19 protein-coding genes are annotated in these 26,495 nt (G+C 46.1%); 18 read left to right on the forward strand and 1 reads right to left on the reverse strand.

Annotated elements, in window-relative coordinates; translation table 11 throughout:
• Positions 1-18 precede the first annotated feature (18 nt).
• A complete protein-coding gene (gene asnB, locus H9Q76_RS06330; protein WP_249321849.1) occupies positions 19-1,857 on the reverse strand; it encodes an asparagine synthase (glutamine-hydrolyzing) in 1,839 nt (612 codons plus the stop codon).
• A gap of 103 nt (positions 1,858-1,960) precedes the next feature.
• Here asnB and H9Q76_RS06335 point away from each other — a divergent pair, with 103 nt between their 5' ends.
• From H9Q76_RS06335 to smc, 18 genes are all read left to right on the forward strand, one after another.
• The gene (locus H9Q76_RS06335) at positions 1,961-3,193 is read left to right on the forward strand and encodes a D-alanyl-D-alanine carboxypeptidase family protein (protein WP_249321850.1); all 1,233 of its coding nucleotides are present in this window, start codon (positions 1,961-1,963) and stop codon (positions 3,191-3,193) included.
• Between the two features lie 24 nt (positions 3,194-3,217).
• On the forward strand, positions 3,218-4,021 hold the full coding sequence (locus tag H9Q76_RS06340; RefSeq protein ID WP_249321851.1) for a metallophosphoesterase: 804 nt from the start codon (positions 3,218-3,220) through the stop codon (positions 4,019-4,021).
• 86 nt (positions 4,022-4,107) lie between these two features.
• Positions 4,108-5,709 (forward strand): L,D-transpeptidase family protein, encoded by a 1,602-nt coding sequence (locus tag H9Q76_RS06345; protein ID WP_249321852.1) that lies wholly within the window; start codon positions 4,108-4,110, stop codon positions 5,707-5,709.
• 23 nt (positions 5,710-5,732) lie between these two features.
• Positions 5,733-6,563: a purine-nucleoside phosphorylase gene (locus tag H9Q76_RS06350; RefSeq protein ID WP_249321853.1), complete on the forward strand. Its 831-nt coding sequence runs from the start codon at positions 5,733-5,735 to the stop codon at positions 6,561-6,563.
• A gap of 9 nt (positions 6,564-6,572) precedes the next feature.
• Positions 6,573-8,996: a homocysteine S-methyltransferase family protein gene (locus H9Q76_RS06355; RefSeq protein ID WP_249321854.1), complete on the forward strand. Its 2,424-nt coding sequence runs from the start codon at positions 6,573-6,575 to the stop codon at positions 8,994-8,996.
• A gap of 62 nt (positions 8,997-9,058) precedes the next feature.
• The gene (gene ilvN, locus H9Q76_RS06360) at positions 9,059-9,550 is read left to right on the forward strand and encodes an acetolactate synthase small subunit (protein WP_117780176.1); all 492 of its coding nucleotides are present in this window, start codon (positions 9,059-9,061) and stop codon (positions 9,548-9,550) included.
• A gap of 63 nt (positions 9,551-9,613) precedes the next feature.
• Positions 9,614-10,633 (forward strand): ketol-acid reductoisomerase, encoded by a 1,020-nt coding sequence (gene ilvC / locus H9Q76_RS06365; protein ID WP_021985583.1) that lies wholly within the window; start codon positions 9,614-9,616, stop codon positions 10,631-10,633.
• An 81-nt stretch (positions 10,634-10,714) separates the two neighbouring features.
• Positions 10,715-11,254, forward strand: coding sequence for a hypothetical protein (locus H9Q76_RS06370; protein WP_021985582.1), 540 nt, complete (start codon positions 10,715-10,717; stop codon positions 11,252-11,254).
• Entirely contained in the window at positions 11,247-13,877 is a 2,631-nt protein-coding gene (polA, locus tag H9Q76_RS06375) for a DNA polymerase I (protein WP_249321855.1), read from the forward strand. Before H9Q76_RS06370 ends, polA begins: the two co-directional genes overlap by 8 nt.
• Positions 13,878-13,940: 63 nt before the next feature.
• The gene (gene coaE, locus H9Q76_RS06380) at positions 13,941-14,579 is read left to right on the forward strand and encodes a dephospho-CoA kinase (RefSeq protein ID WP_249321856.1); all 639 of its coding nucleotides are present in this window, start codon (positions 13,941-13,943) and stop codon (positions 14,577-14,579) included.
• A gap of 18 nt (positions 14,580-14,597) precedes the next feature.
• Positions 14,598-16,706 (forward strand): cell division FtsA domain-containing protein, encoded by a 2,109-nt coding sequence (locus H9Q76_RS06385; protein ID WP_242995318.1) that lies wholly within the window; start codon positions 14,598-14,600, stop codon positions 16,704-16,706.
• Between the two features lie 2 nt (positions 16,707-16,708).
• Entirely contained in the window at positions 16,709-18,406 is a 1,698-nt protein-coding gene (locus H9Q76_RS06390) for a diguanylate cyclase (RefSeq protein WP_118373568.1), read from the forward strand.
• Positions 18,407-18,540: 134 nt separating this feature from the next.
• Positions 18,541-19,545 (forward strand): phosphate acetyltransferase, encoded by a 1,005-nt coding sequence (gene pta, locus H9Q76_RS06395; protein WP_021985577.1) that lies wholly within the window; start codon positions 18,541-18,543, stop codon positions 19,543-19,545.
• 24 nt (positions 19,546-19,569) lie between these two features.
• Positions 19,570-20,760 (forward strand): acetate/propionate family kinase, encoded by a 1,191-nt coding sequence (locus H9Q76_RS06400; protein ID WP_117780172.1) that lies wholly within the window; start codon positions 19,570-19,572, stop codon positions 20,758-20,760.
• A 101-nt stretch (positions 20,761-20,861) separates the two neighbouring features.
• Complete coding sequence (gene rpmF, locus H9Q76_RS06405) at positions 20,862-21,041, forward strand: 50S ribosomal protein L32 (RefSeq protein ID WP_021985575.1); 180 nt, start codon at positions 20,862-20,864, stop codon at positions 21,039-21,041.
• Between the two features lie 156 nt (positions 21,042-21,197).
• Complete coding sequence (gene plsX / locus H9Q76_RS06410; protein ID WP_021985574.1) at positions 21,198-22,220, forward strand: phosphate acyltransferase PlsX; 1,023 nt, start codon at positions 21,198-21,200, stop codon at positions 22,218-22,220.
• A gap of 1 nt (position 22,221) precedes the next feature.
• Complete coding sequence (gene rnc / locus H9Q76_RS06415; protein WP_021985573.1) at positions 22,222-22,923, forward strand: ribonuclease III; 702 nt, start codon at positions 22,222-22,224, stop codon at positions 22,921-22,923.
• 8 nt (positions 22,924-22,931) lie between these two features.
• Positions 22,932-26,489 (forward strand): chromosome segregation protein SMC, encoded by a 3,558-nt coding sequence (gene smc / locus H9Q76_RS06420; RefSeq protein ID WP_249321857.1) that lies wholly within the window; start codon positions 22,932-22,934, stop codon positions 26,487-26,489.
• The last annotated feature ends 6 nt before the right edge of the window (positions 26,490-26,495 follow it).

Here is a 26,495-nt window from a genome sequence, read left to right on the forward strand (position 1 = left end):
CTTTTTTCATGTAATGGGTTATAACATATATTTCCGCATCCAGTAGTCGACCTGGAGCAGGTAGGCGATCATCTGTGGTCCGGCCATGAGCTGACCGAACCAAGGTTTTCCATATTCCTTTGGCTCGTCGAGGAACTTTAGCACCGCAGGGATATTCAGATAGCTCCGGAGCGGCGATGCGGTGTCGGTGACGACTTCGCGCAGGCGGTTCGCAAGCACACGTTCGTATTCCGGGTGATAGGTCTTCGGGTAAGGACTTTTCGGACGGTTCATGATCGTGTCCGGCAGGTATTTGGCGGCGCAGGCACGGAGCAGACTCTTCGGGACGCCGTCCTTGGCTTTGATCGACCACGGAACATTGAATACATAGTCGACGACGCGGTAATCGGCGAATGGAACTCTGGCTTCGAGTCCGTGTTGCATGGATGTGCGGTCCATGCGGTCAAGCAGCGTCTGCATGAACCAGCGGATATTCAGATAGGCAATCTGCCGTTTCTTCGTATCGAGCGGTGATTCCTCCGGCAGGATATCGACCTCAGAGAGCGTCGTGCGGTATGCCTTGGCGATATATTTTTCCATCTGCATGCTGGCGGCAAATTCCGGGTGGAGCAGGGATTTGCGGAAGGAGATATCCATCGTCCACGGGAAGGTGTTCGATTGCAGCATGGCGTCACGGTGAAACCATGGATAGCCACCGAAGATCTCATCGGCACATTCACCGGTCAACGTGACCTTGTGATGCTTCGCAACCTCCCCACAGAAATACAACAGCGACGAATCGACATCTGCCATCGTTGGCAGACACCGGCTGTCGACGGATGCCTCGAGCAGATCGGCAAGCTGCGTGTAGGAACACGTCAGGTAGATATGATCCGAGTGCAGATAGTCCTTCATGATATCAACGTAAGGGCGGTCTTCACTCGGCTGGAAGCTGTTCGCCTGAAAATAAACGGCATTGTCAGTGTAATCGAAGGAGTACGTCGTAAGAGGTATATCCTCCGGCAGGAAATGGCTGCAGACGGCGGATACATACGAGGAGTCGACGCCGCCGGAAAGCAGGGTGGAGATCGGAACATCGGATATCATCTGCATACGGATACTGTCTTCAAGCAGGTATGAGGTTTTCTCTACCGTTTCCTCGTAGCTGTCGGTGTGCGGGTGGCTCTCAATCCGGTAGTATAGCCGGGATGTCATATACTGTGGCGAGTAGGTCAGATATTCGCCGGGTTTAATCTCTTTGATCCCGGAGAATACACCTTTGCCGTACGTCTTCGCCGGTCCGAGGGAGAAGATCTCGTTGAAGCTGTTCATGTCGATGCATGGACGCACGCGCGGGTATTCAAACAATGTATCAATCCTCGAGGCGAACACGAGTGTATCGCCGGTCTTCGTATAATAAAGCGGTTTGACACCGAAGCGGTCACGGTAGAGGTAGAGTGTATTTCGCATGCTGTCGTAGATGGCGATTGCGAAGATACCGTTTAATTCTTTGACAAAGCCCGGTCCGTAATGACAGAACGCAGCGATGATGACTTCCGTATCGGAGTTTGTTTCAAAGGTATAGTTTTTCCGGAGCAGTGTTTTCTTTACTTCCTTGTAGTTGTAGATCTCGCCGTTATATACAATATAGTAGGTGTTTCCGTCCTTCGTATAAGACATGGGCTGTCTGCCATTTTCGAGATCAATGATAGACAGGCGTGTGTGCGCAAGGCAGCACGAATTTATGATGGTATGACCGTAGGTGTCCGGCCCGCGGTGGTTCATCGTATTGATCATACGGGACAGTGTATGAAAGTTTTGCTTGGGATTTTCCGCATAGTTCTGGTCTGGGTTAAAGTAGCCCGCAATGCCACACATACAGATGCTCCTTCACACTTTTTCTTATTATATTCATTTTCTGCAAGGTTGTTTCGTATAATGTACAAATTAGAGGCGGACGGAAAGTGTAAAAGGAGTGGAAATGAAGAAAATAATATTGGCAATTATGAACTTGGCACTGGTGCTTGGGAGTTTTGTGACAGTGCGGGCTGACGCACCGGTCGATGAGGCGACAGACGGAGATGCGGAGGCGGTTGTGGAAACAACCGCACCGGCAGGCGAAAATGATGCGCTTGCAATCCAGTCGAAATCGGTGCTTTTGATGGAGCTGGAGAGCGGGACGGTACTTTATGAGAAGAATGCGGATGAGATGCTGCGCCCGGCATCGGTGACGAAGGTCATGACATTGCTTTTGATCTTCGAGGCGTTAGAACGCGGAGATATCGCGCTGGACGATACGGTTGTCGTGACTGAGCACGCGGCGTCGATGGGCGGCTCACAATGCTTCTTCGAGGCAGGCGAGGAACAGACGGTGCAGGATATGATCAAATGCATCGAGGTGGCCTCCGGTAACGATGCGGCAGTGGCGATGGCAGAGCATCTGGCAGGTTCGGAGGCAGCGTTTGTCCAGAAGATGAACGAGCGGGCGAAGGAGCTTGGTATGGAGCATACGCATTTTGACAATGCATGCGGGCTGGAGGTTGAGACACATCTGACGTCGGCGCGGGATATCGCGATTATGTCCAGACAGCTTTTGCTTTATCATCCGGATATCCTTACATATTCGACGATCTGGATGGATTCCATCACACATAAGACCAGACGGGGCGAATCACAGTTTGATCTTGCGAATACGAACAAATTCCTGAATCTCTACACAGGGGCAAACGGACTGAAAACCGGATATACATCGCAGGCGAAATACTGTATGTCTGCGACGGCGACGCGGGATGGCGTGACGTTGATCGCAGTTGTGATGGGAGCGGAGACGAAGGAGATCCGGAACAGTGAGGCAATGAAGCTGCTTGATTACGGATTCGCACGGTGCCGTCCATATGTGGATACCGAAGTCGTGCCGGAGGATCTGCAGATCCCGGTGCAGAAGGGTACCTGCAAATCGGTGACGGTAAAGCCGGTGGAACAGCACACGATCACGCTTGTAGCGACGAACCCGGATCAGATTGAAAAACAGGTGATCGCCTACGAAAATCTGAAAGCACCGATACAGGAAGGGGGTGCGGTCGGTGTTGTGCAGTATTCCTGCAACGGAACGTGTATCAGCGAAGTGATCCTGTATGCAGAGCGGTCGGTGCCGAAGCTTGACTTAAAATACAGCTTATCGGAGATTGCAGGAAGAATATTTATGGCGAAATAACTGAAGATAGGGTATAATAAAGCCATGAGTGTGAATTTTCAGATAGTGCGTTACAATTTTATCAGTCAGAAAGTCCGGAAACCATTACGCATTGTGATGATCGCTGATCTGCACAATCAGGTATATGGTCTTGAGAACACGGATCTGCTTACCGCGATTGACACGGAGCAGCCGGATATTATTTTACTGCCTGGCGACATGATCGTCTGTCGGAAGAGCGAACGGAAGAATAACAGGGTGACAGCGGACACGATCCGGAAGATGACTGAAATTGCACCGGTTTATTATTCCTATGGAAATCATGAGCGCGGATTGCTTGAATGCGTGCGGGAGACCGATGGTATCTGGCAGGAATACAGCCAGCATCTCAAAGGTGCACATCATCTGCATATGCTGGTAAATGCACATGAATTTTTAGAGCCTTGGAATGTCTGCCTGTATGGCTTGGATCTGCCCCGGGCGTATTATAAGCGGCTGATCAAGAAACCGCTACGGGAAGATGTGCTTACCAGCATGCTTGGGAAGATGCAGCCGGATCACTGCAATGTGCTGCTTGCACACAATCCGGATTATTTTCGGTCATATTGTACACTGCATCCAGACTTGATTGTGTCCGGGCATAATCATGGCGGCATGATACGGATACCGGGGATTGGCGGCGTGATCTCACCTCGGTTACACCCATTTCCGAAGTATGACTATGGGGTGTATGAGAGCGCGGATATCAAGACGAAGATGGTTGTGACTGCAGGATGTGGCATGCATTCGATCCACATCCGGATCAACAACCCACCGGAGATGGTCGTAATTGATGTAAATAAGATGTAAATTTTCCGCATTTGGTTGCAATCATGCGGTCTATGGGATATGATACAGAAACAGAAATCTGTATACTAAATAAAAAGGACGTAACTATGAGCAGGGGAAAAAAGGATAGAGAAGAAATAACGAATACGGAAGAAGTCAAAGAGACGGAAGTATCAGACGAGATGGAGAAAGCGGAGGATTCGGAGAAATCAGAGGACGACAAGAAGCTGGAAGAAACGAAAGAAACAGACGATAAGCCCGTGAGTCTCTATGTGCAGGAGCCATTTATTGATCCTTCGGTGTATCGGCAGCGCAGAAAGAAACGGATCATCCGCACGGTGACGATTGCGGTTGTTGCAACGCTGCTGGCGGTCTATATCGGTGGCGTGATTTTCCATATGCACCGCTTTGGAGTAAATACGACGATCAACGGCAGGAATGTAGCAGGAAAATCCGTACAGTCTGTGGAGGATATGCTGCTTTCGGATGCACGGAAATACACACTGGATATCAAGTTCAAGGACAGTGATTTTACTTTCGTACTGGGGGATGCGGATTCTGATGTTGCACTGACGGATTCAGTGGATACACTGTTAAAGAAACATTCACCGTTTCTTTGGTTTGTAAACAGCTTTCACAGTTATGATTATAAGATTGATTATACAGTAAACTGTGACAGAGAAAAGTTGGAAGCCTGCCTGCAGACATCACCGGCACTGGATCGAGCTTCCATGACAGAATCAAAGGACGCGAAGGTTGTTTTGGAGGATGGCGAGGCAAAGGTCATTCCAGAGGAGACGGGAACGAAGCTTGACACGGCAAAGTTATATGAGAAGGTAATAAATGCTCTGAAAAATTATGATACTACACTGGATGTGGAAGCCGAAGAGTGTTATATTCCAGCACATATTCTGGCGGATTCGGAGTCCATTCTGAAAACAAAGGAAGACGCAGATGCATTTGTCGATATCGAAGCCGTGTATGATTTTGGTTCGTATACATATACCATTTCAAAGGAAGAACTTACGAAGATGGCATATGTCAGTTCAGATGGAAGTATCCAGATCAGCAGAAGTAATGTGGAAGCGTATGTCGAAAAATTTAAGGAGAAATTCACAACTGCGGATACTGACCGTGAATTTACGACGCATGATAAGAAGACGATTCTCGTGCATGGCGGGTATTATGGCTGGGTGATCGACGCGGAGACAGAGGCGGAGGAGTTGTACGATCTTCTGTCAAAGAAGAAAAGCTTCACGAAGGAACCAGCATGTAAGCGCCGTGGCTATGCACTGTGTGCGCAGAATGATATCGGTTCGACCTATGTGGAGGTTGATCTGACAAACCAGCATGTATATTATTATCAAAATGGCAGATTGAAATGGGACAGTGATTGTGTATCTGGGCAGACACCGGGACACAAGACACCAGGCGGTCTGTATGGTCTTACCTATAAGAAGATGCATGCGACACTGATTGGTGAGGACTATGAGACACCGGTCACATACTGGATGCCGTTCAATGGTGGTATCGGTCTGCACGATGCGAACTGGCGTGGAAAATTCGGTGGAGAAATCTATACCTACAGCGGTTCCCATGGCTGTGTAAATCTGCCGCCATCAAAAGCAGGCGAGTTATATGAGTATGTCGAAGCGGGCATGCCAATCGTATGCTATTGGAGAGATGAAGTCACTTTTGTAAATAAATAGTTCAATTTGCAGGAGGATACGGAATGAAAAAAGAGATAACTTACGAGGAGCTGCAGGCGGCAGCTTCTTATGTGCAGGCACGTCTGCCATATACACCGAAGGTAGCGCTCGTGCTTGGCTCGGGACTGGGCGATTTTGCAGATCGTCTGACGATTGATGCGAAGATCCCATATGGTGAAATCCCACATTTCCCGGTATCGACAGTGGCAGGGCATGCTGGATGTTTCCTGCTTGGAAAAGTCGGGGATTGCCCGGTGCTGATCATGAAGGGACGTGTGCATTATTACGAAGGATATTCGATGCAGGAGGTTGTGATGCCAGTGCGTGTGATGCACATGCTTGGCGCGGAGATTTTAATTCTTACGAATGCGGCAGGCGGCATGAATCCGTCGTACAAGCCGGGGACGCTGGTACGGATCACGGATCAGATTACGTCGTTTGTGCCATCCCCATTGATTGGAGCAAATATGGAAGCACTTGGTACGAGGTTCCCGGATATGAGTCATGTGTACGACGTAGAGCTTGGAAAAAAGTTGGATTCAGTGGCGAAGACGCAGGGAATTACTCTGGAAGAAGGCATTTATCTGCAGGCGACCGGACCAAACTATGAGACACCGGCGGAGATCCGCATGTACCGGACACTTGGTGCAGATCTGGTTGGTATGAGTACCGCGTGTGAGGCGATGGCAGCACGGCATACTGGTATGAAGATCGTTGGTGTATCATGTGTCACGAATATGGCGGCAGGTATGAGCACCGGAGAATTAAACCATAAGGAAGTGCAGGAAACTGCGAATAAGATTGCAGAAGATTTCCAGACACTGATATACAAATTTATTACAGAAATAGGATAAGACAAAATTATGGATAGAAAGATTTTTCACAGATTATTTGAAGAACGAATTGTTATGTTAGATGGTGCAACCGGAAGTAACCTGATGCAGGCAGGCATGCCGGTTGGTGTATGCCCGGAGAAATGGATTCTGGAGCATCCTCAGCACCTGATCAAATTGCAGCGCGCATATATTCAGGCAGGAACGAATATTCTGCTTGCGCCGACCTTTACGGCGAACCGGATCAAGCTTGCCGAATATCATCTCGAGGATAAGATTCGCGAGATGAACATGCAGTTGGTTGACCTGACACGGACGGCAATCGCACAGGAGAATCATCGTGGATTTATCGCGGGTGATATGACGATGACTGGCAGACAGCTTCAGCCGGTCGGTGATCTGGCGTTTGAGGAACTGGTGGATGTATATAAGGAACAGGCACAGATCCTCGTGGAGGCAGGTGTCGATCTGTTCTTTGTAGAGACGATGATGAGCCTTGCGGAGGCGCGTGCATGCGTGATCGCCATTAAAGAGGTCTGTGATCTGCCGATCATGGTCAGCATGACCTTTAACAGCGATGGAAAGACGTTGTTCGGCTCGACACCGGAGGCGTCTGTGATCGTGCTGCAGTCGCTTGGCGTCGATGCGGTCGGTATCAACTGCTCAACAGGACCGAAGGAGATGGAAGCACTGATCAAGCGTATGGTGCGGTACGCATCGATTCCGGTATTTGCGAAGCCAAACAATGGTATGCCGGAGCTGATCGATGGCGAGACGAAATATACAATGACACCGGAGACGTTTGCTGAGTATGGACGCGCTTTGGTGGAAGCCGGAGCGAGAGCCGTGGGTGGCTGTTGTGGTTCGACACCGAAGCATATCGAGATGCTGAAGAAGGTTGTCCGCTCCGTGGAGCCGGAGGCAACGAAACCAGTTTGTACCCGTGTATTATCCAGTGAGAGTGCAGTACAGGAAATCCATCTCGATGGCAATTTCTTAGTCGTCGGGGAGCGTATCAACCCGACCGGAAAGAAAAAACTGCAGGAGATGCTCCGTGCAGGGAACATGGATCTGGTTGTACAGATGGCAGAAGAACAGACGGAACGTGGGGCAAAGATTCTCGATATCAATATGGGTATGAACGGCATTGACGAGCTGGAAATGATGAAGCGTGCTGTCTATGAAGTGATTTCTGTGACGAATCTTCCGCTCTGTATTGATTCGAGTCATGTCGAGATTATCGAAGCAGCACTCCGTATCTATCCGGGACGTGCGCTTATTAACTCGATTTCATTAGAAGAGAAGAAATGCCGCCCGCTTATGCGGATTGCAAAGAAATATGGTGCGATGGCGATACTCCTTCCGCTTTCGGACAAGGGCTTGCCGGAGAATCTTGATGAGAAGAAAGAGATTATCCGCCGGTTGCTAGAAATCGCGGACGAGGAAGGCTTGTCACGCGATTCCCTGATCATCGATGGTCTGGTTGCAACGGTTGGTGCAAACCGGATGGCGGCACTTGAAACACTCGATACGATTGCCTATTGTAAGAATGAACTGCAGATTCCGACGATCTGTGGTCTGTCCAATATTTCCTTCGGACTGCCAGAGCGAATCAACGTCAATACCGCATTTCTGACGATGGCGATCGCAAACGGCTTGACCATGGCAATCTGTAATCCGGGACAGGCAATGCTTGTGAATGCGAGCCTTGCGGCAGATCTGCTGCTTGCCAAGGAGGATTCGGATAATATTTATGTGGAAAATGTAGTCGCTTTATCCCAGACCGAACAGACGGCTGCCAAGAATGTGGCAGGTGTGTCCGAAGAAGGAAGCCGTGTTTATCACGATGTTGTAAAGGGCAACAAAGGCAGTATCGTGGAGAATGTAAAGAAGGAATTAGAGTCGGGCAAAGATCCGCAGACAATCATTGATGAGGATCTGATTCCGGCAGTCAACAAGGTTGGCGAGTTGTTTGAACAGAAGAAATATTTCCTGCCACAGCTCATTGCGGGTGCGACAGCGATGGATCTTGCAATCGAATACATCACGCCGCTGCTTCATATCGAAGAGAATGCCAAGCCGAAGGGTACAGTCATTATGGCGACGGTCGAGGGTGATATCCACGATATCGGTAAAAACCTTGTTGTCCTGATGCTGAAAAACTACGGCTACAAGGTTGTGGATTTAGGCAAGGATGTGCCGCTTGACAAGATCATTGCGGCAGCGAAGGAAGAGCATGCCGATATCATCGGATTATCTGCGCTTATGACAACGACGATGATGCGGATGAAGGATGCCGTTGAATATGTGCGTGCAAATAACCTTCCTTATAAGGTCATCATCGGAGGTGCCGTTGTATCGCAGAATTTTGCAGATGAGATCGGGGCAGACGGTTACTCCAAGGATGCAAACGAGGCGGTAAAGCTTGTTGACAAACTATTGACAGACAAGTAACAAAGGGTTAAAATAGCAGATAATAATTTTTGACGAATAATAGGAGAAAGGTGGAACATTTTATGAAAAAAATGGTCTTATCCCTTTTGGTAGATAATACATCCGGTGTACTGAGCCGTGTGTCCGGAATGTTTAGCCGTAGAGGATATAATATTGACAGCTTATCAGTTGGCGTGACAGAGAATCCAAGATATTCCCGCATGACGGTAGCCGTGAGCGGCGATGATCGTATTTTAAGCCAGATCAAGAAACAGCTTCTGAAACTGGAGGATGTCTGCGAGATTACAGAACTGAAGGATGGAGAGTCTGTATGCCGTGAACTTCTGCTTGTCAAGATTAAGGCAAGTCTCGAAGAGAGACAGCAGATTATTTCCCTGACGGATGTATTCCGTGCAAAGGTTGTTGATGTATCAACGGATTCCGTTATGATAGAGATTACAGGAAATGTCAACAAGATTGAAGCATTTATCTCGCTTCTGGATGGGTTTGAGATTTCCGAGATGGTACGTACAGGCTTGACAGGTCTTACAAGAGGCGCTGTAAGCGGAAACTAAGGTCATTACTTACGATTAAGTAGTAACGATAAATATTTTTTACAAAATCAGGAGGATATGATAATGTCAGCAAAGATTTTTTATCAGGAAGATTGTAATCTGTCACTGTTAGATGGCAAGACAATTGCAATCATCGGCTATGGTAGCCAGGGACATGCACATGCTTTGAACTTAAAGGACAGCGGATGCCACGTCATCATCGGTCTTTACGAGGGAAGCAAGTCATGGGCTAAGGCTGAGGCACAGGGATTTGAAGTATATACATCTGCAGAAGCAGCAAAGCGTGCAGATATCATCATGATTCTGATCAACGATGAGTTGCAGGCAGGCCTTTACAAGAACGATATTGAGCCGAACCTTGAGCCGGGCAACATGCTTATGTTCGCACATGGTTTCAATATTCACTTTAACCAGATTATTCCACCTAAGGATGTCGATGTAACAATGATCGCACCGAAGGCACCTGGTCACACAGTTCGTTCTGAGTACCAGGCTGGTAAGGGTACACCTTGTCTGATCGCTGTATATCAGGATGCAACAGGTAAGGCACAGGATCTTGCACTTGCTTACGGTCTTGGTATCGGTGGAGCAAGAGCCGGAATTCTTGAGACAACATTCAGAACAGAGACAGAGACAGACCTCTTTGGTGAGCAGGCAGTTCTTTGTGGTGGTGTATGTGCACTTATGCAGGCTGGTTTCGAGACTCTTTGCGAAGCTGGTTATGATCCAAGAAATGCATACTTCGAGTGTATCCACGAGATGAAGCTGATCGTAGATCTGATTTACCAGTCAGGTTTTGCAGGCATGAGATATTCTATTTCGAATACAGCTGAGTATGGTGATTACATCACAGGTCCTAAGATTGTAACAGAAGAGACAAAGAAGACAATGAAGAAGATCCTGAAAGATATCCAGGATGGTACATTCGCAAAAGACTTCCTGCTTGATATGTCTTCCGCAGGTGGACAGGCTCACTTCAAGGCTCTTAGAAAACTTGCTTCTGAGCATCCATCAGAGAAGGTTGGCGAGGAGATTCGTAAGTTATATAGCTGGAATGGTGAAGGAAAGCTGATCGATAACTAAGATACACATTTTGAAGAACCTAGATCCGTTTCGATCTAGGTTCTTTGTTTTTGGCAGAGATTATGACAGGTGGTGTAGGTTATGACATGTTTGGAAGCACAATCAAATATTATGGCATTCATAGAGAAGAAACTTCCGGACGATGTGATCCCGGATTTTGTAAAGCATATGCGGTACTGCAAGAATTGCAGGGAAGAGCTGGAGATTTACTATACGTTGATCGTTGGCATGCATCAGGTCGATAACAACCAGGAACTGTCACAGAATTTTGCAAAGGATCTGGAAAATGAACTGAATCGTCTGGAACACCGTGTAAAGCAGGCGAAACGTTTCAAGTTCTCCACATTTGGACTTGTGTTTGGAGTGGCAGTCGTATTTTTGTTTTTTGTATACAATCAATGTCTGGATAAGGTATATAATATCGAACAGCGGATGAAACTGGAAGCACAGGGGGATACTTATTTTTACGATACATTTGGTTCGGAGATGTCCGTTTGCTTAAATGATATTGTACAGGAAGTGCAGATTGCACAGAAACCGAAGGAATCAACCTTTTATGAAAAACTACGTGAATATCAATTAACCCACCCGGAAAGTGAGGAGACGGAGAGCGATGAATAAATTATTACTGATTGACGGAAACAGCATCATGAATCGTGCGTTTTACGGAATCCCGGATATGACAACGAATGACGGGAGACATACCAACGCGATTTATGGTTTTTTAAATATAATCTTGAAGGTAATCGAGGAAGAACAGGCAACACATATTTGTGTTGCTTTTGATTTAAAGAAGAAAACATTTCGTCATGAGATGTATGAGGCGTACAAGGGAACGCGAAAGGGTATGCCGGAGGAATTGCATGAGCAGATGCCGAGAATCAAGGAGATCCTGCAGGCAATGCACATCCGAATCGTGGAACAGGAAGGCTTTGAGGCGGATGATCTGATCGGTACACTATCAAAGAAGGGGGAGCGCGAAGGCTTTGCCGTTACGATTCTATCTGGTGATCGTGACCTGTTGCAGCTTGCGACAGATACCGTGCTCGTACGCATCCCGAAGACAAAGCATGGTAAGACTGAGGTCGAGGATTATTATGCAAAAAATGTGGTGGAAACCTATGGAGTAACACCGTTGATTTTCATAGATATGAAAGGTCTGATGGGCGATACTTCGGATAATATTCCAGGTGTGCCGGGAATTGGTGAGAAGACTGCGGCAAAGCTACTTGCGGAGTATGGTGACTTAGATGGTGTCTATGCGGCTGTGGACAGCATGAAGGCAAGCAAGATGAAGCAGAATCTGATTGAGAACAAAGATCTGGCATATCTGTCCAAGACGCTTGCAACGATCAAGCTGGACTGCCCGATTCCATTTGAGTTTTCAGAGGCAACGTATAACGATCCGTTTAATGCAGAGGCATATACGTTATTTGAGGATCTGGAGTTAAAGAGCTTTTATAAGCGGTTCTCGGTTGAGAAGAAGGAAGAACTGACCTTCGAGACAGTATTGATCGATGAGATTGACGGCTACAACGCCCTGCTTGCAAAGCTGCAAAAGGCGAAGGAAGTTTCCTTTGCGTGGATCACGCAGGATGGAGAAGCACTTGGTGTTGCGGTCTGTATGGATTTGGAGCATGTTTATCTGATTCGGTTTATGATGTTTATCACGGAGGCGATGGTTGCAGACAATCTCCTTGCGTTGAGCCGGGATTATCAGGTACAGTTAGCATGTATGCACGTGAAAAAGCTGCTTTCATTTTTGAATTTTCATGAGGAAGATGCAGTATTTGACGCTGGACTTGCGGCATATCTGTTACAGCCAAATCAGTCGGAATATGAATACGATACGCTTGCAAAGGTGTATCTGGACGTGACGCTGCCGTCAGACAAGGAAATGCTTGGCAAGGAGAAGCTAGGATATTTCTCCTTTGAAGACGAAAAAGTACAAAAATGGATGGCATATCAGGCGATTGTGCCATATAAGATAAAGTCAGTTTTGCGAGAGAAATTAAAAGAGACAGGAATGGAATCACTCTATGATGAGATGGAGCTTCCTTGTCTGTATGCATTATATGAGATGGAGAAAAATGGTATCCGCGTCGATGGAGAGGCATTGCATCAGTATGGGAAAAAGCTCCGTACACGGATCGAGGAGCTTACCGCAGAGATTCATGCAATGGCGGGGGAAGAATTTAACATCAATTCTCCGAAGAAGCTTGGCGAAATCTTGTTCGAAAAGCTGGGATTAAAAAATGGAAAGAAAACAAAGACCGGATATTCGACGAGTGCAGAGGTGTTAGAGAAGCTTACAAATGCACATCCGATCATACCGAGGATCTTAGAATACCGTCAGCTTACGAAGCTTAATTCCACCTATGCAGAGGGATTGGCTGGTTATATCCGGGCAGATGGAAGAATTCATGGCAAGTTCCATCAGACGGTAACTGTGACGGGACGTATCAGTTCGGCAGATCCGAATCTGCAGAACATTCCGACGCGTATGCCGCTTGGCAGAGAAATCCGTAAGGTCTTTATTCCGGAGGAAGGCTCGGTGTTTGTTGATGCTGATTATTCCCAGATTGAGCTGCGTGTGCTCGCACATATGTCCGGGGATGCGGCTTTGATTGCGGCATATCAGGCGGATGAGGATATCCATGCAATTACGGCATCACAGGTATTCGATGTGCCACTCGATCAGGTGGACAGTACCCTTCGCCGGAAAGCAAAGGCGGTAAATTTTGGAATTGTTTACGGCATCAGCTCCTTTGGTTTAGGACAGGATCTCGATATCTCCAGAAAGGAAGCGGAGGGCTATATCGAGAAATATTTTGCAACCTATGGCAAGGTTAAGGAATTTTTAGACCGAACGGTGGAAGATGCGAAGAAAAACGGCTATACGGTCACGATGTTTGGACGGAGACGCCCGATTCCAGAGCTTGCTTCCTCGAACTTTATGACACGGAGTTTTGGCGAGCGTGCGGCAATGAACGCCCCGGTACAAGGAACTGCGGCGGATATTATCAAGATTGCAATGGTTCGTGTGAATCGTCGGCTCAAAGAAGAACATTTGCAGTCAAAGCTTGTACTTCAGATCCACGATGAGCTGATCATCGAGACAAAGAAGGAAGAGGTAGAGATCGTACAGAAGCTGCTTGTGGAAGAAATGATGCATGCAGCAGAGCTTTCTGTACCACTTCTTGTAGATGCAAATGTTGGAAACAGCTGGTATGATGCGAAGTAAATCTACGTCTGCGCAGGCAGGAGATAAATGGCAGTACAACACAAAAGTCGTAGGAGATTCAGAATGCTGATATTAGGAATTACCGGGGGTGTTGGCTCCGGGAAAAGTAAAATATTATATGATCTGTCCAGTCTGTATGGAGCGTATATTGTGGAGACCGATAAGCTTGCCCATACGCTGATGGAGCCGGGACAGACAGTATATCAGGCGGTTGTGGAAGCGTTTGGCACGGAGATTTTGCAGGCAGAGGAACCATATGCAATCGACCGGGCGAAGTTTGCACAGATCGTGTTTGCTGACAAAGGCAAGCTTGCGCAGTTGAATGCACTTACCCATCCGGCAGTAAAATCCTGGATTCGGAATGATATCGAGGAGAAGCGGAAGCAAGGCATGAAGATTTATGTGATTGAGGCGGCACTTCTGATTCAGGATGGATATAAGGAGATCTGCAATGAAATCTGGTATATCTATGTCGATGAGGAGACGCGGATCAAACGATTGATGAAACAGCGCGGCTATACCGAGGAACGCTGCCGTGCGATGTTCCGCAGTCAGGAACCGGAATCATATTATAGAAAATATGCAGATTTCACTATAAATAATCAATTAGACTATGAAAATTCATCAAAACAACTAAAAGATAGGTTGAATATCTTACTTGGAGATGCTATAATTTTAACTAATCATGGGAAAACAGACTAATTTCAGGAGGGAACAGGCGTGGCAACAGTGAAATATCCGGAACCTTTAATATTTGGACTGGACATCGGTACGCGGAGTATCGTCGGTACAGTCGGATACAGAGAACAGGAGCGGTTTCATGTAGTTGCGATGGCTGTCAAATACCATGATACCCGTTCGATGATCGACGGACAGATCCATGATATCGCGAAGGTCAGTCAGGATATTGTCGAGGTAAAACAGCAGTTAGAGAAACAGTTAGGCGGGCGCAAATTGCATGATGTATGCATTGCGGCGGCTGGCCGTGTCTTAAAAACTGCGATCGGACACGGGGAGTATGAATTCTCTGAGAATACAGTTATTACACAGGAATATATCCATTCGATCGATCTGATCGGCGTGGAGCAGGCGCACAATGAGATTCTGCAGGAATTAAACGAGAGTCATGAGACAACGAAATATTTCTGTGTCGGCTATACCGTTGTGAAATATTTCCTGAACAATTACGAGATCACGAATCTGGAAGGACACAAGGGAACGAAGATTGCGGCCGATGTGCTTGCAACATTTCTCCCGGAAGAGGTTGTGGACAGTCTGTATGCGGCTGTGGAGCAGGCTGGATTGTATGTGACGAATCTTACATTGGAGCCAATCGCGGCGATGACGGTAGCGATTCCAGAGCAGTACCGCCTTTTGAATATTGCACTGATTGATATCGGAGCCGGAACGTCCGATATCTGTATCACAAAAGATGGAAGCGTGATTGCGTATGGTATGATCCCGGCAGCCGGAGACGAGCTGACCGAGGCACTGGTAAAGAAATATCTGATTGATTTCCAGACGGCAGAGAAGTTAAAGACGGTCAGTGCGCGTCGGAAATCAGTTACATATAAAGATATTATGGGAATCTCCCATAAGATTACTCCGGAGGAAATCTATCAGACGACGGAGGAAGTAAAAGAAGGAATCTCGAAGAAGATCGCGGATAAAATCATTGAGTTAAATGGTGGAACAAGCGTCAGCGCGGTGTTTGTAGTCGGCGGTGGTGGAAAACTGCCTGGATTTACAGATACACTGGCAGAGGATCTTGACCTTCCGGCAGAACGTGTAGCTCTGCGTGGCGAAGAAGTGATGAATACGATTGATTTTCAGGTAGAGGGGATCAAGAAAGATCCGCTCTATGTGACACCAATCGGTATCTGTTTGAACTTCTTTGATCAGAAGAATAACTTCATCTTTGTCAACGTAAATGGCGAACGTGTGAAGCTGTATAACAATGATAAGCTGACAATCTTTGATGCGGCAGTACAGTACGGTATTCCAAACGAAGATATCTTCCCGAAGCGCGGCGATGATATCACATTTAAGATAAATGAAAAGACACGGATCGTGCGTGGGTACAGCGGGGAAGCTGCGGTGATCACCCAGAACGGAAAGACCGCTGGTATGAACGCAGTGATTGAGGCGAACGATAACATCCGGATTCAGCCGTCTACAAAGGGCAAATCTGCGGAGATTGAATTATCGACACTTCCGGAATATGCGGGCATGCTGACCTTTAAGGTGAATGGAAACGAAGTATCCTGTCCGAAATTTGCAACCGTGAATGGTGAATTTGCATCGTCCATGTATCAGATTCAGGATGGGGATGATGTCTGTATGCGGAATTATTATACCGTGGGACAGTTGCGCACATTTATGGATCTGACGACGGATTTTTATGCGTATGTCAACCATCAGATTGCCGATGAAGATGAGAAGATTTATGAGAATTTTGAAGTAGAATTTGTCACCCGGAAGGAAGAAACGATTATTCCGGACGATGAGATCGTGGAAGTTGCAGACGAAGCAGCGGTCACAGAACCTGTGACGGAAGATACAAGTAAAACAGAGGCGGAGCAGAATGTGACACCGCAGCCACAGCCAGCACCAGCTGTAAGCCGGGCAATCACGGTTGTAGTCAATAAAACACCTGTCACTTTGACAGGAAAACAGAGCTATACATTTGTGGATATTCTGGATGTATATCCGTTTGATCTTTCTACGATGCGTGGAAAGCGCCTTGTTACAAATGTAAATGGCATACATGCAGAATTTATACAGCCGATCGATGAAGGGGCTGTGATCGATATTTATTGGGAGAACTAGACATGCAGGATATTACGGAAAATCTCATTAAGAATTACACAGTATATCATAAGATCTTTTATGTATTTATGGTTTTGCTCACCGTGTTGTCACGCGTCATGAAGTTCACCGACAACACGCCGGTCTGCGTGACATTTGCAACTGTTGTGTTTGTGTTTGCACTGCTTGACAGTGTATTTTATCACATGGGCGTGTTTAAGAATATGAAGTTTTTGACGACTTTCCGGTTGATTGAGATTACTACATACAGTATTTTCGTATCATTTGTTCCGTACGAGGGCGTGCTGCTTGTCGGTATGTTTATGATTTTGTTCCTGCTTGCATTGGAATTCATTATTCTTGGTTCACACTATGACAAGGGAACGATTTTAGTCCGCAAGATGATGTTGCTTATACCGATGTTTATCAATCTGTGCCTGTCATTGCAGTTCCGGAGAGAGACATTCTGGTTCTGTTATGTGCTGGTGCTTGCAATCTTTGTCGTGACACTGTTGTTTGTGACGGAACTTCTCGAATATTCAAACGATGCACATGAGGCGTATTATACCCAGCTTGTGTTGGAACGGAATGATATACAGGATAAGAATGCAAAGCTCGAAGAGTATCAGGAAAAGGTAAAGAATGTAAATGAACGTGTGAATTACCAGAAGATTGAGCTGGCACGGGTCGTGAATGATCTGGAACAGGCAAACCGGGAAATCGAGTCCCAGACGGAAATCATGCGTTATATGGCGTCTTCGTTTGATATCAACAAGAATATCAATGTGATCGTCGATGCAATCATGGACGTAAAGAATCCAAAGCTCTGTGCGGTGTATATGGATGGAGCGGTTAATTCGGACAATCGTGGAATCTGTATTATCAAGACGGATTATGCTTCAATGGAACGCCGTCTGCGCAAGGATTTTGAGAAGATTTATTCGGATTTTGCCGAGAGCCGGAAGACGACGGAGCTGCTGGTCGGGGATGAATTAAAGGAGCTGCGTTTTATTGGTGAGACAAATATCAAGAGTCTGGTGAAGCTTGCGATGATCAACGACAACAAGCAGTATGGTATGATGCTGATCGCATCCAATGAGGAGAATTTTTTCGATAAGGGAATCTCGTACTATGAAACCTGCTTGGTGGAATATAATGTATCTGTCAAGAGTACAAAGCTTTATTTACAGACACAGGATATGGCGCGCAAGGATGGTCTGACACAGATTTACAACCGTGTTTATTTCGGACAGTTGTTTGCAGCGGCGGCAGAGGAAGCGACGAAGAAACAACAGCCGTTATCTGTGGCACTGTTTGATATTGATAAGTTCAAGAATATCAATGATACATATGGACATCTTGCCGGTGATAAGGTCATCAAGATGGTGGCATCCATTGACGATAAATTTGCAAGGGCACATGGGGGATTTGCCTGCCGGTATGGAGGCGAGGAATTCCTGCTTGTATTGCCGGGCTACGATGAAACGCAGGCATTGCCGATCTTAGAGGAAATGCATAAAGAGATCCAGACGACAATCGTGCAGTATGATGACAAGGAAATTCCAGTCAATGTATGTATTGGCCTGTCTGCATATCCGACGATCTGTAGGGATACCAATATCCTTGTAAACCGTGCGGATAAGTCGATGTATTATGGCAAAAAACATGGTCGTGGCAGACTGGTGGTGGACAATCCGGCGGTGGATGATATGCAGTCTTGAGATTCTCAAATAAAGATTAAAATTGTACGTGAAAAAAGACATTTATTTACAGATTTTTGGTTGTATACAAACCTTGATTTGTTTATAATGTAGAAAGATATGAGTTGAAACTATAAAAGCAGAGGAGAAGAGCAGTGGCATTTATTGATTCAATTAAAAAAAGAGCAAAACAAAACAAGAAAACAATTGTATTACCGGAAACTGCAGATATGCGTACATTAGAGGCGGCGCATAAGATTTTGCAGGAAGGAATTGCCGACATAATCTTAGTTGGTGACAAACAGACGATTATAAAGAAAGCAGATGGACTGGATCTGACAGGCGCGAAATTCGTAGATCCATATGACTGCGACAAGTTAAACGATTATGTATCCATTTTGGTAGAACTTCGTAAGAAGAAAGGTATGACGCCGGAAGAAGCAAAGGAACTGCTTTTAACAAACGTCCTGTATTTTGGCTGTATCATGGTAAAGGCAGGCGATGCAGACGGAATGGTTGCAGGAGCAGTGAATTCTTCTGCAAATGTATTGCGTGCAGCATTGCAGATCTTAAAGACTGCACCGGATACAAAGCTGGTATCTGCATTCTTCTTAGTTGTAGTACCAAACTGTGAGATGGGTGAGCATGGAACATTCATTTTCTCAGATGCAGGATTAAATCAGTTCCCGGATGCGAGAGAGCTTGCAGCAATCGCAGAGAGCTCTGCAAAGTCATTTGAACTTCTGGTAGAGGCAGAACCAATTGTGGCAATGTTATCCCATTCAACAAAGGGAAGTGCACATCATCCAGAGATCGATAAGGTGATCGAGGCATGTAGGATTGTCAATGAAGAATGTCCGAACCTGAAGTGTGATGGTGAATTGCAGAGTGATGCGGCAATTGTGCCGGAAGTAGCTGCTTCCAAGGCACCGGGCAGCGACGTAGCCGGAAAGGCAAACGTATTGATCTTCCCGGATCTGGATGCTGGAAATATTGGATACAAGCTTGTACAGCGTCTCGCAAAGGCAGATGCATATGGTCCGATTACACAGGGTATTGCAAAGCCGGTCAACGATCTGTCCAGAGGATGTTCAGCAGATGATATCGTCGGTGTTGTTGCGATTACAGCGGTTCAGGCACAGGCACTTGACCAGAAATAGAATAGTAAGAGAAAGCGTGAGAATATGAAGGTATTAGTAATTAATTGTGGTAGTTCTTCCCTTAAGTACCAGTTGATTGACTCGGACACAGAACAGGTACTTGCAAAGGGAATCTGTGAAAGAATCAAATTAGATGGTTCACTGACACATCAGGCAACTGGTAAGGAAAAGATACAGATTGAGGCACCGATGCCGGATCATAGCGCAGCAGTAAAGCTTGTACTGCAGTATCTGTTAGATGAGAAGCTTGGTGCAATCAAAAATCTGGATGAGATTGCAGCGGTTGGTCATCGTGTGGTACATGGCGGGGAGAAGTTTTCTTCTGCGGTTCTGATCAATGACGAAGTACTTGCAGCGATTGAGGAGTGCTGTGATTTAGCACCACTTCACAATCCAGCCAATCTGATCGGTATCCGTGCATGTCAGGAATTGATGCCGGGTGTTCCACAGGTTGCAGTGTTTGATACTGCATTCCATCAGACTATGCCAGATTATGCATATACATATGGTATTCCATATGAGTATTATGAGAAATACAAGGTTCGTCGTTACGGCTTCCACGGAACGAGCCACAGCTTTGTATCCAAGCGTACCGCTGAATTGCTTGGAAAGGATATCAAGGATACAAAGATTATCGTATGTCATCTTGGTGGTGGCGCGAGCATCTGTGCAGTTGAGGGCGGAAAGTCAATTGATACGACAATGGGACTTACGCCACTCGAAGGTATCACAATGGGAACCAGAAGTGGAAATATTGATCCAGCAATCATCGAATATATTGCGAACAAAGAAGGAAAGACACTCACAGAGATCATCAGTATGCTCAACAAGGAGTCCGGTGTTTATGGTATCTCAGGAAAGTCCAGTGACTTCCGGGATTTGAACAAGGGAATCGCTGAGGGCGACAAGCGCTGTGAGATTGCAATGAATGTATTTACCTATCAGGCAGCAAAGTTTATCGGCGGTTATGTAGCAGCGATGAACGGTGTCGATGCAATCGTATTTACAGCCGGTGTCGGTGAGAATGATCCAAAGGTAAGAAAAGATACATGTAGCCATCTCGGATATCTGGGTGTGGAGATTGATGATGAAGCAAATAAGCTCCGTGGAGAAGAGGTAAAGATCTCAACAGAGAATTCTAAGGTGCCAGTGTATGTCGTACCGACAAACGAGGAGCTTGCAATCGCAAGAGAGACTGTTGCACTTGCAAAATAAATATTTTATCAAAAAATGAAAAATACCGTTGACATCAGATAGATTTGTTTGTATAATAAGCAAAGTGTGATTTTAAGTGTATTCTTGAAGGAGGTGTAAGGATGTCCATTTGTCCTAAGAATAAAAGTTCAAAAGCAAGACGTGACAAGCGTAGAGCAAACTGGAAGATGACAGTTCCTGGCTTGGTAAAGTGCAGCAAGTGTGGAGCGCTTATGATGCCACACAGAGTATGCAAGGCTTGCGGTTCCTATAATAAGAAAGAAATCATCTCTGCTGAGTAATTCACTGAAATGAAAAAAAGACTTTTCATCGAGAGGTTCTCGTTGAAAAGTCTTTTTTTGTGCCTTGATTTCTTGACGAAAGAAAGGGATACAACTATAATATATAGGATTATGTGGTCTATCATGTTGTATAACAAGGAAGGGTTCGGATAAAGAATGGAAAAGATTGTAATAGCAATTGATACAATGGGTACGGATAATGGAAGTGCATATTTTGTACAGGGCATTGCGGAGGCGATGGATCTGTATGACGACCTTTCCTTTATCGTAACCGGTAAAGAAGAGGAATTAAAAACGTATATTGACCAGTACGGATGTGATAAGACGCGGATTGAGGTAGTCGATGCAACCGAGGAGATTACCTGTCATGATGCGCCGGTGGATGCTATCCGTAGAAAGAAGAATTCATCTATGGTATTGGCGTTAAATGCTGTCAAGGAAGGAAGAGCGGCGGCTTGTATTTCTGGCGGTAATTCTGGTGCGCTGCTGGCTGGCGGACAGTTTCTGGTTGGACGTGCAAAGGGGGTTAAGCGAACCCCGCTGGCTCCACTCATTCCACATCGGTACGGCTCGTCGTTACTGATCGACTGTGGCGCAAATGTGGATGCAAAGCCAGAGAATCTGGTACAGTTTGCAAAGATGGGTTCTATCTATATGAAGAATATCGAGGGTATCGAGAACCCTCGTGTTGGTATCATCAATATCGGTGCGGAGGATGAAAAGGGAAACGAACTTGTGAAATCCACGATTCCGCTGCTGCGTGAGTGTAAGGACATCAACTTTATCGGTAGTGTAGAATCCCGTGATATCCCAAACGGTCCGGCAGATGTATTAGTCTGTGAGGCGTTTGTTGGAAATGTTCTGCTCAAATTCTTTGAGGGACTTGGTAAAATGTTTATGGCAGAGATCAAAGATACGTTAAAGAGCAGTGTCAAGACGAAGATCGGTGGTGCATTGATCTACAAACCGATTAAGAAAACCTTTAAGCGGTATATGGCGGATGATAAGGGTGGAGCACCATTGCTTGGCTTAAAAGGTCTGGTAGTAAAGATTCATGGCAACAGCAAGGATACAGAGGTACGCTCTGCCATCGAACAGTGCCGTAACTTTGTGAAAAAAGATGTTACAAATCAGATTATTCGTACATTTGTAGAGGAAGAAAACAAAGGGGAGAACTAACATGGAACATGAAGGATCACTCAGTGAGCTGGAAGCACTGATTGGATATACCTTTCAGGATATCAAACATTTGGAGACAGCAATCACGCACAAGTCCTTCGTCAATGAAAAGATGGTCGGACGCTATATGTCGTATGAGCGATATGAGTTTTTAGGTGATGCGATTCTGGAATTTATCGTGAGTAAGTATCTGTTTGAAAATTATCAGACGATGCCAGAGGGCGATTTGTCGAAGCTTCGTTCAAGTCTTGTCTGTGAGTTCACGTTGTCCAAGATTTCGCGGGATTTGCGGTTTGGTGAGTTTGCCCGGTTCAGTAAGGGAGAGAGACAGACGGGCGGAGCTAACCGGGATTCGATTTTGTGTGATATGTTTGAGTCTGTGCTTGGCGCAATCTATCTGGATGGTGGTATGGAATGTGCAACCGCATATGTGGAGCGGTTTCTACTGCAGGATATCGAACATAAACAGCGCTTCCATGATGCAAAGTCCAAGTTGCAGGAATATGTGCAGAAGCATAAGATCAACCTGCAATATGAATTGTTGGCGGAGGAAGGTCCTGACCACAACAAGCAGTTTACCGTGCGCGTCGTGTTAGACGGCAAGGAGATGGCGCGGAAGGTGGCGCATTCAAAGAAAACAGCAGAGCAGTATGCAGCGTTTGAGACATTGGAGCTGCTACATCAGCCAACTGGAAAAAGGTAAGGTAACGTATGTATTTAAAAAGCATAGAAATATATGGATTTAAGTCCTTTGCAAATAAAATAATTTTCAAATTCAACAATGGTATTACAGGTATCGTTGGACCGAACGGTTCTGGTAAGAGTAATGTCGGCGATGCCGTGCGCTGGGTACTTGGTGAGCAGAGTGCGAAGCAGTTACGTGGTTCCAAGATGGAGGATGTTATTTTCTCTGGTACAGAGCTTCGAAAACCGCAGGGCTCGGCATATGTGGCAATCACACTTGATAACAGCGATCACAGCCTGCCGATTGATTATAATGAGGTAACGGTTGCCAGACGTGTGTATCGTTCTGGTGAGAGTGAGTATCTGATCAATGGTGTTGTCAGCCGTTTGAAGGATGTCAATTCCCTATTCTTCGATACTGGTATCGGTAAAGAGGGATATTCGATTATCGGACAGGGACAGATCGAGCGGATTCTGTCAGGAAAGCCGGAGGAACGCCGGGAGCTGTTCGATGAGGCGGCAGGAATTGTTAAATATAAGAAGAATAAGGCAGCAACAGAAAAGTCACTGGAGAACGAGCGGGCAAATCTTTCCCGTGTGAAGGATATTCTCGGGGAACTGGAAAAACAGGTTGGTCCTTTGAAGGAACAGTCGGAGACGGCACGGAAGTATCTGATCTTCAAGGACGAGTTGAAGAAGCTGGATATCAATGCATTTCTCTTAGATGTCAATGATACACAGGTAAAGCTGGAATCCTACGAGGAGAAGCTATCCATTGTGGAGACAGATGCGTCACGTCTGAAGGATGAATTCGAGGCAGCGAAGGATGAATATGAACGCATTGAGCAGCAATTGGAATCCTATAACGAGAAGATTGATACATCGAAAAATGAGATTCATGAGAAGAAGCTCAGCAATCAGCGGTTAGAAGGCGAGATGAACGTTATCAACCAGCAGATTCTCTCATATCAGCAAAGTGATGCGGGGCTGCTCGAACAGATTGAGAAAGAGACGAAGAATCTGGAAAAGCACAAAGCGGATCTTACCGGATTGTATGAGGAGAAATCCCAGTTGGATGAGAAGCTGGATCAGGCAGATGATGTGCTTGATGAGGCAAAAAAACAGTATCAGGATCTGGAACAGGATATTACCGCGAAGGAACAGGCAATTGAGGATGCCAAAGCAGATATTATCGAGTATTTGAATGAAGGCGGTACGTTAAAGGCAAAGGTCGGCAGATACGATACGATGCTGGAAAACATCAACCTTCGTAAGACAGAGCTTAAGAAACGGCTGCTGGAATATACGAGCGAGGAAGAAAAAGCAAAGACGGAGGAAGTACAGCTTACCTCTGGAATCAAAGAGTTAGAAAGTGAATTGCAGGAAAAAAATGGACAGTTTACGGCTGTTCAGAACCTGATCACGGATCACAGCCAGAAGCTTGAAGAAAACCGGCGTGGCGTCACGGAGACGAGTAACCAGATCGTCAGCCTGAAATCCAAGAAGGAAGCGTTGCGCAATCTGACGGAACGTTACGAGGGATACGGAAACAGTATTCGCCGTGTCATGGAGCAGAAGACGAAGAATCCGAAGATCGTCGGCGTTGTGGCAGATATCATACAGGTAGATAAGCGGTATGAGACAGCTATTGAGACGGCACTTGGCGGAAGTATCCAGAACATTGTCACAGAGGATGATGCAACAGCCAAGAGTATGATCGCGTATTTGAAGCAGAACCGGTTTGGACGTGCAACATTCCTGCCGATTCAGTCAATCGTCGATCGCTCCGGGGTGAGTAACGATGTAAAGCGGGAACCGGGCGTTGTTGGTACCGCATCCGAATTGGTTGGATATGATAAGAAATTCCAGTCGATTATCGGACATCTGCTTGGACGAATCGTAGTTGTCGATCACATCAACCATGCGATGGCGCTTGCAAAGAAGTATAAACAGAGTCTGCGTATCGTGACGCTCGAGGGAGAACTGATCAATCCGGGCGGTGCGCTGACCGGTGGTGCATTTAAGAATACATCAAATCTGCTTGGACGAAAGCGAGAGCTTGAGGAAATTGATGAACAGATCGAGAAGCTTTCCGTGAAGCTGGAAGAACATAAGAAGCAGATTACATTCCTGACGGAAGACCGTGAGAAACAAAAAGGTATCCGTGACGAATTAAATACGGAGATCCAGAATATGAACATCCGTATGAATACATATACCCTGAACCTTGAACAGGTACAGGCAAAGCTGGCTGAGGTAGAACGCGGATTTGCAAGCATCAATCGCGAGAATGGTGAGCTTGCAGCGCAGATCGACGAGATCAATGCAAACAAGCAGGAATTAAAGGATAACAACCAGAAGCAGGAGGAAGCCATTCACGAGCTGGAAGCGGAGATTGCGAAGCTTGAACAGGCAGTGACTGAGGAAAAAGGTAGGCTGCAGGGTGCTTCAGATTCAATTAACAAGCTGAATCTGGAGTTCAATACCGTACAGCAGCAATATGAGTTCCTGATGCAGAATATCCATCGTATCAAGACGGAGGAACAGGTAGCAAAGGAGAACCTGCAGACGCTGAATCTAAAGCGGAACAATGGAAACGAAGAGGTTACGACGCTCACAAAGCGGACAGACAGCTTAAAACAGCAGTTCGATGAGAATATCCGTATGATCGCGATTAAGGAGAAGAAACTGGAAGAACTCATTTCAGGTAAAGATGCTTTGAATGAGAGTCACAAAGAATTTTTCCATAAACGTGAGGAATTGTCGGAGCAGATCAATGGACTGGACAAATCGGCATTCAAGATCAATGCATCGATTGAGAAGTTGTCCGAACAGGCGGAAAGTCTGAATAATTATATGTGGGAAGAATACGAGCTGACTTATAATCTGGCACTTGACTATAAGGATGCCGGATTCGATGATATCTCATCACTCAAGCGCGAGATTTCTGCAGTGAAAAATAAGATCAAACAGCTCGGCGATGTCAATGTCAATGCCATCGAGGATTACAAGCAGGTATCCGAGCGATACGAGTTCTTAAAGGGACAGCATGATGATATCTGCAAGGCAGAGGCAAATCTTGTAAATATTATTGCAGAGCTTGACCGGGCAATGCGGGAACAGTTTGCGGAGAAATTCAAGGAGATCCGTGTGATGTTCTCGAAAGTATTTAAGGAGCTGTTCGGTGGTGGTAAGGCTGACCTTGAGCTTGTTGATGAGGAAGATCTGCTCGAAACAGGAATCAAGATCATCGCACAGCCGCCAGGAAAGAAATTGCAGAATATGATGCAGCTTTCCGGTGGAGAGAAGAGTTTGACGGCGATTTCTTTGCTTTTTGCAATCCAGAGTTTAAAACCGTCACCATTCTGTCTGCTGGATGAGATTGAGGCGGCACTCGATGATTCGAATGTCAAGCGATTTGCCAAATATCTGTCCAAGCTGACAAAGGACACACAGTTTATCGTCATTACACACCGTAAAGGTACGATGGAAGCCGCAGATATCCTGTATGGTATCACAATGCAGGAAAAGGGCGTTTCGACACTTGTATCGGTGAATATGATAGAGAATGAATTGGATGATTAAGGAGGT

The sequence above is a fragment of the Wujia chipingensis genome, from assembly GCF_014337155.1.
GTDB classification, from domain to species: domain Bacteria; phylum Bacillota; class Clostridia; order Lachnospirales; family Lachnospiraceae; genus Coprococcus_C; species Coprococcus_C hominis.